Origin of the sequence: Collinsella aerofaciens (genome assembly GCF_027679495.1) — a bacterium.
Classification (GTDB): Bacteria; Actinomycetota; Coriobacteriia; order Coriobacteriales; family Coriobacteriaceae; genus Collinsella; species Collinsella aerofaciens_AK.
Genome location: NZ_JAQEKC010000014.1, coordinates 53,245 through 62,763 on the forward strand (window position 1 = coordinate 53,245; position 9,519 = coordinate 62,763).

Genomic DNA, 9,519 nt, shown 5'->3' on the forward strand with positions numbered 1-9,519 from the left:
GCATTCCTCCTACAACACGGCGCCCTCGGGCAGGTCGACGCGAACAACGTCCACGGCATCTCCCGCCTTGAGCTCGCACGGTCCTTCGTCAATACGCAACAGGCAGTTCGCACGCTGCATAGTTCCAAGCAACGCCGAATTCTGTGTCTTAGCCTCGGTCACCAACAACTCACCGGTCTCGGGGTCGCGCAAAACCGTGGCGCGATCGAAGAAGCGGCGATGCTGTCGCTTTTTCACGCCGTGCGTGAGCGTCGCCTGCTGCACGGGACGCGTACCCTCGGCAAAGCCGCGCATCTTGCGAATCGCCGGGCGGGCGAGCATCTCAAAGCCCACATACGCCGCGGCCGGATTGCCTGAAAGCCCTAGGTAGGGCTTGCCCCCGAGCAAGCCAAACGTGATGGCCTTGCCCGGACGCATCGAGATGCGATCGAACAGCACCACGCCCTCGCGCCGGACGAGCGCCGTCACGTAGTCGTAATCGCCCGCCGAGGCGCCGCCGCTCGTAATGACAAAATCGCACTCTCGCGTGGCGCGATGCACCAGCTCGCCAATCGCCTGCTCATCGTCGGGCGCAATACCGTAGAACACGGGCTCGGCGCCGGCATCGAGCGCCTCGGCCATCAGCGCCGAGGAGTTGGAGTCGCGAATCTGCCCGCGCGCCGGCAGCTCACCCGGCGCGACCAGCTCCGTGCCCAGCGAGATAATGCCCACGCGCGGAGCGGCATGGACCTTCACGCTCGCGTAACCGGCGCTTGCCAGCAGGCCGGCGCCGGCCGGAGTCACAACCTCGCCAGCACGCATCACGACTTCGCCGGCATGGGCCTCCTCGGCGGCAGAGCGAACGTTCTTCCCCACCTTGGCCGGCGCCAAAAACCTCACACGCGAGCCCTCGTTGCCGTCACCGTCGAGCACATCGACGATCTCGTACTTCACCACGGCATCGGCACCCTCGGGCACCGGCGCGCCCGTCATGATGCGGACCGTCTCGCCCGCGCCGATTGCGTCCCCAAACACATGACCCGCGGCCTCATGTCCGATAACATCGAGCGTCACCGGCGCCTCGCCAGATGCCTGCGCCAAGTCCGCCGAGCGCACGGCATACCCGTCCATGGCGCTGTTGGCAAACGGCGAGATGTCGATATCGGCCACCGCGTCCTCGGCCAAGGGAAGACCGGCGGCCTGCCACACGGGAATCTCGACGAGATCGGTCGGAGCAACGTGCGACAGGACAATCGACTGCGCGTCCTCCAGCGGAATGAGTTTCTCTGCCATATGCACCTCTTAATGCCACGGCGCACAACAGGGGCGCCGATTCTTTATGCTTGTCTCAGTATAATCCCCCGACGCACGACCGCGACTCGGCCTGCACCCGCAAATACACCTGTCAGTTGCAGGCCGCGAAACAGAACGGAAACCAACCCACCGGCTCGTCGCGTTTACCGCGTTTTATAATGCTTGCGTTGCAACCTAAAAGAGGAACGTATGGCTCATAACGACAAACCCGAAAGCGCAAACGAAGCGCAGGATCATTCCCAGCCGCTCGACGAAGGCGGTTTTTTCTCTCTGAACGACGTCATCGCGGCAGGCAGGCATCAGCTCACCCGCTCTGAGCATCTCTTGGCTGCCGACACGCGCCGCAACGCCCGCAACCTACTCGCGAGCGCCAAGTTGCTCGCACTCGTCGTCATCGTCTCGCTCGCCATGGGCGTTGCCGCTTGGGCGTTTTTGGCCTCGTTGAATATCGCGACCGACTATCGCGAGCAGCATGCGTGGATTTACGCGCTGCTTCCCGTTGTGGGCGTTGTCACCGCATGGGTGTACAAAAACCACGGTCTCGCCGCCAAACGCGGTAACAACCTGGTCATCGACTCCGCTCTGGGCACCCGCCTCATCCATATGCGCATGGCCGTCCTCACCTTCGTCTGCTCCACGCTCACGCACCTAACGGGCGGATCGGCCGGTCGCGAGGGAGCTGCGGTGCAGATTGGCGGCACCATCGCCAGCAACATCTCGAGCCTCGCCCACCTCAAAAAGCATGACCACCACGACCTCATGCTCGCCGGCATCTCGTCGGCCTTTGGCGCCGTATTCGGCTCGCCCCTTGCCGGGGCTTTCTTTGGCATGGAGATGTGCTTTATCGGCAAGATCGACTACACCGCGGGCATCTACTGCCTGGTCGCCTCGTTTACCGGCTACTTTACATCACTCGCCCTAGGTACCGAGTACGAGGCGAATGTCATCGCCAGCGTTCCCGCTATGACGCCCAAAACGGTCGTCATCGTTGTTATCAGCGCAATTATCTTCGGTCTGACGGCACGCCTCTTTGCCTGGTCGGTTCGAACCGTCAAGAGCCTCTACGGTCGCTTTATCACCAATTACCTCGTTCGCGCACTCATCGGCGCACTCGTGGTTTTGGCCGCCTATGCCCTCCTCGACGCCTGGAACTACGCCGGCCTTTCCACGTGGCTTTCCGGCGCCGGATTTGCCGGCAACACCACCCTGGCGGACGCAGCCATCAAGTTGGTCGTCACAGCGCTTACCCTGGGCGCGGGCTTCCAAGGCGGCGAGGTCACGCCCCTGTTTGGCATCGGTGCGGCGCTCGGCGGCTGGATAGGTTGCCTCGTCGGAATCGATCCCAGCTTTCTGGCAGCGCTGGGCATGCTCGGCGTGTTCTGCGCCGGCCTTAACGTGCCTATCACCACCTGTATGATGGCCATCGACCTGTTCCACGGCACGGCTGCCGGGTTCTTTGTCATCGTGGCCTTTATCAGCTACCTAACCGCCGGACACCGCGGCGTGTACCCCGCCCAGCGCATTATCTCGCCCAAGCGCCGTTCGCTTATTGTAGATGAGGGCGGTACGGTAGCGGATGCTATCGAGCGCCACAACGACCTGATAGAGTAGACGTAAGTATTCGACGTGCAGCCACAATCGGGGGCAATTCGACCTGAGCGCGACCGCACCGTCACGTCATACGCCGGGAGTCGCCCCATGCACGCAACTGATTTTGGCCTCACGCTCATCATCGCCAACCCAGCCGCCCAGTTGGGTGCGGCGCGCGAAGTTGCCGAGCGCCTGCAACGCTTTATGGACATGACTGCACGCGCATCCCAGTTTGACCTGGTGCTAACCGAGCGCATGGGACACGCCAAGGAGCTTGCCGCACAGGCTCAGGGCTATCGCACCGTTATCGCCCTTGGCGGCGACGGCGTGATTCACGAGGTCGTCAACGGGCTTATGACGCAGGATGAGGCGGTCCGCCCCGCTCTCGCCATCCTACCCGTGGGCTCCGGCAACGATTTTGCCCAAACACTCGGCATCGACGATTTCTCCGGTAAGGATTTTGGCGCGCTGCTCTCCTGCGAGCTGCAGCGTCAGGACATCGGGCGCATTCGCTCATGGAACCCCGCAAGCGGTAGCGGCGAGGCTTCCGTTGAGTACTACGACCAGACGCTTTCGATCGGCATCGATGCCGCCATCGGCCTGGGCACCACCGAGCTGCGCAAAAAGACGGGTCTCGCCGGCACTCCGCTCTACACTCTCTCGGGACTTGAGCAGTTTGGCCTACGCTATCGCAATTACCCCATGACAGCCAGCTTTGACGACGCGCCCGCCGAGCGCGTGAGGGCGATCATCATGGCGATTCAGCTGGGCCCCACGTATGGCTCGGGCTATCGTATCTGCCCCGATGCCGACCCCTGCGACGGCATGCTCGACGTCTGCTACGCCTGCGGCCCCGTCCCTCGCGCGGTTGCCCTGCCTATGTTTCTTTCGGCTAAGGACGGCCACCATACCAAGTTGCCACCGGTTCGCATGCGCCGATGCCGCCATGCCGCGCTCACCTTGGAGGAGCCCGACTACCCCATCCAGGCCGACGGCGAGCCCGTTGTCGCCTCACGCATCGAGGTCGACATCCTCGCCGGCGCCCTCGAGGTCTGGCACCCCACCCGCTAACCCCACCTAAGTTGCGGTGAAATAGGGACTGTCTTAGGGCTTTAGCTGCATAAACAGTCCCTATTTCACCGCAACTTACGAGGAGGCTATTCCTCCCCGCCCGGCTTGCGACGGTTGGCCTTTTTAATGGCGTTGAAGTGCTTGTCATTAAGCCTGCGCTGGCGAGAGCGCTGAGGCACCTTGGTCTTTACGCGTCGACGCGGTGGACGCCCGCGACGCTCAAGCTCAGCGCGCAGCTTACGCAGGCAGCTCGCGCGATTCTGAAACTGGCTGCGGCTCTCACGCGCCGTCACGACAATCCCCGTGGGCCCATGTTTCATGCGCACCGCAGAGTCCGTCGTGTTCACGCCCTGCCCACCCGGACCCGTCGCGCGAAACACCTGTACCTCGCAATCGCGCGCCAGCTCCTCAACCGACATCTCGGCAAAGCGCGCATACTCGCGCCAGCCCATCTTGTTCTCGTCCATATCAACACCTCCCCTCATACAAAAAATGTGACAAAGGGACAGTCCCTTTGTCACATCGCATACCAATCGCTTATGTTGCGCGCTTAGGCGAAGGTGATCTCGCCGTTCTCGCAGTCCATATCGGCGATACGGGCCAAGCTCTCAACGCGGAAGCCGCGCTTACGGAGCTTATCGCCGCCGCCCTGGAAGCCCTTCTCAACGGCAATGCCAATGCCGGCAACTTCGGCGCCCGCAGCCTCGCAGATCTTAATAAGGCCCTCAAGCGCGCAGCCGTTGGCCAGGAAGTCGTCGATAATCAGGACCTTATCGCCCTCGGACAGAAAGCGCTTGCCGACAATGACCGGGTACTCCTTCTGCTTGGTAAAGGAGTAGATGGTCGTGGCATACTGCTCGCCGTCAAGGTTGATGGACTGGGCCTTCTTTGCAAAGACCACCGGCACGCCGCCAAAATGCTGAGCTGCGATGCAGGCCATACCAATACCCGAAGCCTCAATCGTCAGGATCTTGTTGATCTCGACACCCTCGAACAGACGGGCCCATTCGGCGCCCATGTGGTCGAACAGCTCAACGTCGCACTGGTGGTTGAGGAAGGCATCAACCTTAAGGACGTTACCGGCCTTTACGATGCCGTCATGGCGAATACGATCCTCAAGCTCCTGCATGGCGCAACCCCTTCTCGCGGCAACGATACCGCGCGATTAATAAACGTTGTTCGATAGTCTACCACGGACCGACCCCCGCCCGCCCCACAAGCCACATCGCACCACAAACCAGTCTTTTTGGGACGGCGCGAATCGTGGCAGACAGCCTCCCAACATGCTAATGGCGGGCGCGCATCTTCACCAAACGCACCATGGCAAGCGCAAAGCCCACGGCGGCCACAGCCATGAGTACGTAGAACACCGAGCGAAAGCCGAATAGGAATACGTCCGGACGACCTGTAACAAAACTGGTCACGGCCTCGCCCATTGCCACGCTCATCTGCCCATACAGGATATGCGACGCCGCCGTAATGCCGAGCGCCATGCCGGCGTAGCGTGCCAAACTACCCAGGCTGCCCGCAAAGCCGAGCGCTTCGCGCGGAGCCGAGCCCATATACAGCGAGTTGTTGGGGCTCTGGAAAATCGACGTACCGCACGACATAAACGCGGCACAGCACACAATCACAGGGATGGAAGAGTGCTCGTCGAGCGTACTTACCGCAAAGAGCCCGCACACGTACACGCCCAGGCCGACCGCCGTGGGACCCTCGCAGCCAACACGGTCCGAAACCGCACCCGAAAGCGGGCCGATAAAGGCATTCACCATCGGCAGCGCCAAAAACAGCAATCCGGAAATGTCGGAACCAAAGCCGTGGGCGTCCTGAAAATAGAACGGCAGGATAAACTCGGATGCGCCAATACCAACGAACACGATGAGCATGCAGGCAAGGTTGATGGTGAAGGCCGAATTTGCAAAGCAGCGACGCGCGGCCTCCGCCAGCGACATGGGGCGCTCGCCGGCCTCCGGCTTTACATGCGGCAGCGTGTAGAGCCCCACGATAAACGAGATGACGCCAATGGGCAGGTTGATGAGGAAGATGCTCTCCCAAGGAAAGCTTGCCACCAGCATGCCGCCGAGCACGGGGCCACACATCATGCCGAGGGCCACAAAGGTCGCGAGAATACCCATAGCACGGCCTCGTTCGCGCGCCGGAAACGACTCGGTGATGATACCCATGTTGTTAGCCATGGCCGCCGCGCAACCGACGCCCTGAACAATGCGTGCCAGGATAAGAACCTCGAGCGAGGCCGAAAGGCCGCACAGCAGCGAACCGACCGAAAAGACGATGACACCCAGCTGGAACACATTCACCTTGCCGCGCACGTCACCCAGACGGCCAAACGGCAACATAGCCACGCATGTCGCAAGCAGGTACACCGAGCTCACCAGCTGAATGCGATCGAGGCCCACGCCCAGCTCCTTTTGCATCACGGGCAGCGCCACGGTCACGACGGTCGAATCCAAACACACCATAAAGGTCATGACGAGCACGGTGAACAGAATCGCCCATTTATTCTTACCGTGGGTGTCGCCCTCTAGGGCAATGTGTTCGCGGCGCAGCTGCTCGGCAGTTTTCTCCATGTATATCCTTTCTATCGTGCAACGCAAAAACGGGACCCCAATCGCCTACAAACGGACACGATCGGGGTCCCGCCTACGGAATCGGAACTATGAGGACGTCGTCAGCCGAAAAGCCGTCCCACGCCTCGCACGCACGCTAGCCTAGCACTGCTCGAGTGCCTGCTCAAGGTCGGCAATCAAATCGGCCGTATCCTCAAGGCCGCACGACAGGCGCACCATATCGGCGGAGATGCCGCAGGCGATGAGCTCCTCGTCGTTCATCTGGCGATGGGTGGCGTTTGCCGGGTGCAGGCAGCAGGTGCGGGCATCGGCCACGTGCGTGGCAATCTGGGCGAGCTTAAGACTCTTCATAAAGGTCTCGGCCGCCGCACGACCACCGGTAAAGCCAAAGCTCACGACGCCGCAGGTACCGTTGGGCATGTACTTCTGAGCCATGTCGTAGTACTTGTCGCCCTCTAGGCCCGGATAGCTCACGAAGCGCACTTTGGGGTGGCCCTGCAGGAACTTGGCGACCGCCAGACCGTTCTCGCAATGGCGCGGCATACGCACGTGCAGGCTCTCGAGCGAGCTGTTCAGGAAGAACGCCGCCTGCGGGTTCTGCATGGGGCCGAGGTCGCGCATGAGCTGCGCGGTAGCCTTGGTAATAAAGGCGCCCTCGCGGCCGAACTTCTCGGCATAGGTCACGCCGTGGTAGCTCTCGTCGGGCGTGGTGAGACCCGGGAACTTGTCCGCATGGGCCATCCAGTCAAACTGACCGTGATCAACGATCACGCCGCCCAGGTAGGCCGCGTGACCATCCATGTACTTGGTGGTGGAATGCGTGACGATGTCGGCGCCCCACTCAAAGGGACGGCACATCACGGGCGTCGGGAAGGTGTTGTCGACCATCAGCGGCACGCCGTGGTCGTGCGCGGCCTTGGCAAAGCGCTCAATATCGAGCACGGCAAGCGCGGGGTTAGCGATGGTCTCGCCAAAGACGAGCTTGGTGTTGGGCTGGAAAGCGGCCTCCAGCTCCTCATCGGTGCAGTCGGGTGCGACGAACGTGCAGGTCAGGCCCATGCGGCCCATAGTGTGAGCCAGCAGGTTGTAGGTGCCGCCGTAGATGGCAGAGCACGCAACCACGTGATCACCGGCACCGGCGACGTTAAAGATGGCGAGGAAGTTCGCAGCCATGCCCGAGCTCGTGAGCATCGCGGCGGTGCCGCCCTCCATCTCGCAGATCTTGGCAGCAACCAGATCGCACGTGGGGTTCTGCAGGCGGCTGTAGAAGTAACCGGACTCCTCCAGGTCAAACAGCTTGCCCATATGCTCGGACGTATCATACTTCCACGTGGTGGACTGGTAGATAGGCACCTGGCGCGGCTCCGCGTCACCCGGGCGGTAGCCGCCCTGAACACATGTGGTACCGATAGTCTGCTCGCTCATATCTTGCTCCCTTGCCTGGGTTTTAGTTTTATTCGGTTCACGATACCGCTACCCTGCACCCCTCTCAACCCATCCCAAAGGTAGGTTATGGGACTAATTAATCAAGGGTTTTATCTCAAGCCTTGGGCATTTGCTCGATAGATAAAAATGAGGCATACATGAAGCTCTCGATGATTACATGCACCGTCACGGGTACCATAGGCGAGTACACCGTAACCAAGGAGACAACGATGAAGCAAATCGATACGGCCCAGCTCGACATCAACGCCTGTCAGGCTCAGGCTGCCGAATACCACGCCCGCGGCTTTAACTGCGCCCAAGCCGTCGCCTGCACCCTCGCGCCTGCCGTCGGACTCGACCCCCAGATCGCCTTTACCCTCACCGAGGGCTTTGGTGCCGGCATGGGCGGCATGACCGAAACCTGCGGCGCCATCTCGGGCGCCGTGGCCATCATGGGCTTCGTGATGAGCGACGGCATGGAAAACCCCAAGACCAAGGGCCAGACCTACAAGCTGTCGCGCGAAATCGCCAAGCGTTTTGGCGAGAAGAACACGACGACCGTCTGCGGCACGCTCAAGGGCATCGGATCGGACAAGGGTCCGCTTCGCAGCTGCCCCGGCTGCATCGACGATGCCGTCGAAATCGCCTGTGATGTACTAAAGCAGCTCGCCGAGTAAACGGCAGCACAGAAAAACGACGGCCGGCGCGCTTGGGATCCATCCAAAAGCACGCCGGCCGTCGCCGTTAGAACTCGGCAAATACGGGAGCACCGACCTCGATCTCCTCGCGCCCCGCCATAAGCTCGCGCATCCTGGCGCAAAAAGACTCCTGCTCCCCCGCCTTAAACACCAAGTGAAGTGTCACGGCATCCGCGTAATCGGTATCCGAAACCTTGGCACCCGAATCCTGCGCCAAGCGAAGCACCTGCTCGTACTGCGGATAGGCCACATGCACGTCAACAGGCACGACGCTCGTCATCTCGACGATCTGCCCGGCCTCCCGAGCCGCGGCCACCGCCGCTTGCGTCGCCGCGGTATAGGCGCGTACCAAGCCACCAGGCCCCAACAGCGTGCCACCAAAATAGCGCGTCACTACGCAGCAAACATTTTTGAGCCCCGCGCCGCGCAACACCTCGAGCGTCGGCATACCGCTCGTGCGGCTCGGCTCACCGTCATCGCTTTGACGCTCGCGTCCATCGACCAAAATCCACGCGGGAACATTGTGTCGAGCGTCGTAATGACGTTTGCGAACGGTCTCGATAAAGGCATTCGCCTCATCCTCGGACTCAATATGGACCAGCTGGGCAATAAACCGGCTCTTGCGGTCCACAAATTCGCCCGAAACCTCAATATTCGATTGCAGAGTAAAATAGCTGTCCAACAAAGCCCCTCAACAAAATAAAGCGCAGCAACAAACAGCCTCAATAATACGGCAAAGACAGCACCGTTGACCTCGCCAACAAGAACGGAAACGCCAATGATACCGTCACCAACAGACACTATGACCCAATCCGAGGGCACTAAAAAGATAGGAGCCCCCGCTCGTGGCC

The 9,519-nt window shown here is 61.1% G+C and carries 8 protein-coding genes and 1 pseudogene; 3 read left to right on the forward strand and 6 right to left on the reverse strand.

All coding sequences use genetic code 11. The features are described 5' to 3' along the window. Positions 1-9 precede the first annotated feature (9 nt). Positions 10-1,272, reverse strand: coding sequence for a molybdopterin molybdotransferase MoeA (locus PGW49_RS06635; protein ID WP_270225985.1), 1,263 nt, complete (start codon positions 1,270-1,272; stop codon positions 10-12). A gap of 210 nt (positions 1,273-1,482) precedes the next feature. On the opposite strand from PGW49_RS06635, the gene PGW49_RS06640 reads away from it, so the two are divergent. After that, positions 1,483-2,904, forward strand: a complete 1,422-nt coding sequence (locus PGW49_RS06640) for a chloride channel protein (protein WP_270225987.1) — start codon at positions 1,483-1,485, stop codon at positions 2,902-2,904. An 87-nt stretch (positions 2,905-2,991) separates the two neighbouring features. Continuing rightward, a complete protein-coding gene (locus tag PGW49_RS06645) occupies positions 2,992-3,954 on the forward strand; it encodes a diacylglycerol/lipid kinase family protein (RefSeq protein WP_195620596.1) in 963 nt (320 codons plus the stop codon). Between the two features lie 86 nt (positions 3,955-4,040). Here the strand turns inward: PGW49_RS06645 and PGW49_RS06650 are convergent. From PGW49_RS06650 to PGW49_RS06665, 4 genes and pseudogenes are all read right to left on the reverse strand, one after another. Further along, a pseudogene (locus PGW49_RS06650) lies at positions 4,041-4,352 on the reverse strand (peptide chain release factor-like protein); the annotation flags it as partial. A gap of 152 nt (positions 4,353-4,504) precedes the next feature. Then, on the reverse strand, positions 4,505-5,083 hold the full coding sequence (locus PGW49_RS06655) for a xanthine phosphoribosyltransferase (protein ID WP_055286127.1): 579 nt from the start codon (positions 5,081-5,083) through the stop codon (positions 4,505-4,507). Positions 5,084-5,240: 157 nt separating this feature from the next. Continuing rightward, positions 5,241-6,545: an MFS transporter gene (locus PGW49_RS06660; protein WP_195620595.1), complete on the reverse strand. Its 1,305-nt coding sequence runs from the start codon at positions 6,543-6,545 to the stop codon at positions 5,241-5,243. 141 nt (positions 6,546-6,686) lie between these two features. Continuing rightward, entirely contained in the window at positions 6,687-7,970 is a 1,284-nt protein-coding gene (locus PGW49_RS06665) for an O-acetylhomoserine aminocarboxypropyltransferase/cysteine synthase family protein (protein ID WP_195620594.1), read from the reverse strand. 230 nt (positions 7,971-8,200) lie between these two features. Here PGW49_RS06665 and PGW49_RS06670 point away from each other — a divergent pair, with 230 nt between their 5' ends. Beyond that, a complete protein-coding gene (locus PGW49_RS06670; RefSeq protein WP_229089678.1) occupies positions 8,201-8,647 on the forward strand; it encodes a C-GCAxxG-C-C family protein in 447 nt (148 codons plus the stop codon). Between the two features lie 67 nt (positions 8,648-8,714). On the opposite strand, the gene PGW49_RS06675 is transcribed toward PGW49_RS06670, so the two are convergent. Continuing rightward, positions 8,715-9,353, reverse strand: coding sequence for a YigZ family protein (locus tag PGW49_RS06675; protein WP_192923900.1), 639 nt, complete (start codon positions 9,351-9,353; stop codon positions 8,715-8,717). Between the last annotated feature and the right edge of the window lie 166 nt (positions 9,354-9,519).

Excerpts from the sequence above, each read along its gene's own strand:
- PGW49_RS06660 (WP_195620595.1), bottom strand. The coding sequence starts at position 6,545 with ATGGAGAAAACTGCCGAGCAGCTGCGCCGCGAACACATTGCCCTAGAG.
- PGW49_RS06670 (WP_229089678.1), top strand. The coding sequence starts at position 8,201 with ATGAAGCAAATCGATACGGCCCAGCTCGACATCAACGCCTGTCAGGCT.
- PGW49_RS06635 (WP_270225985.1), bottom strand. The coding sequence starts at position 1,272 with ATGGCAGAGAAACTCATTCCGCTGGAGGACGCGCAGTCGATTGTCCTG.
- PGW49_RS06665 (WP_195620594.1), bottom strand. The coding sequence starts at position 7,970 with ATGAGCGAGCAGACTATCGGTACCACATGTGTTCAGGGCGGCTACCGC.
- PGW49_RS06645 (WP_195620596.1), top strand. The coding sequence starts at position 2,992 with ATGCACGCAACTGATTTTGGCCTCACGCTCATCATCGCCAACCCAGCC.
- PGW49_RS06655 (WP_055286127.1), bottom strand. The coding sequence starts at position 5,083 with ATGCAGGAGCTTGAGGATCGTATTCGCCATGACGGCATCGTAAAGGCC.
- PGW49_RS06640 (WP_270225987.1), top strand. The coding sequence starts at position 1,483 with ATGGCTCATAACGACAAACCCGAAAGCGCAAACGAAGCGCAGGATCAT.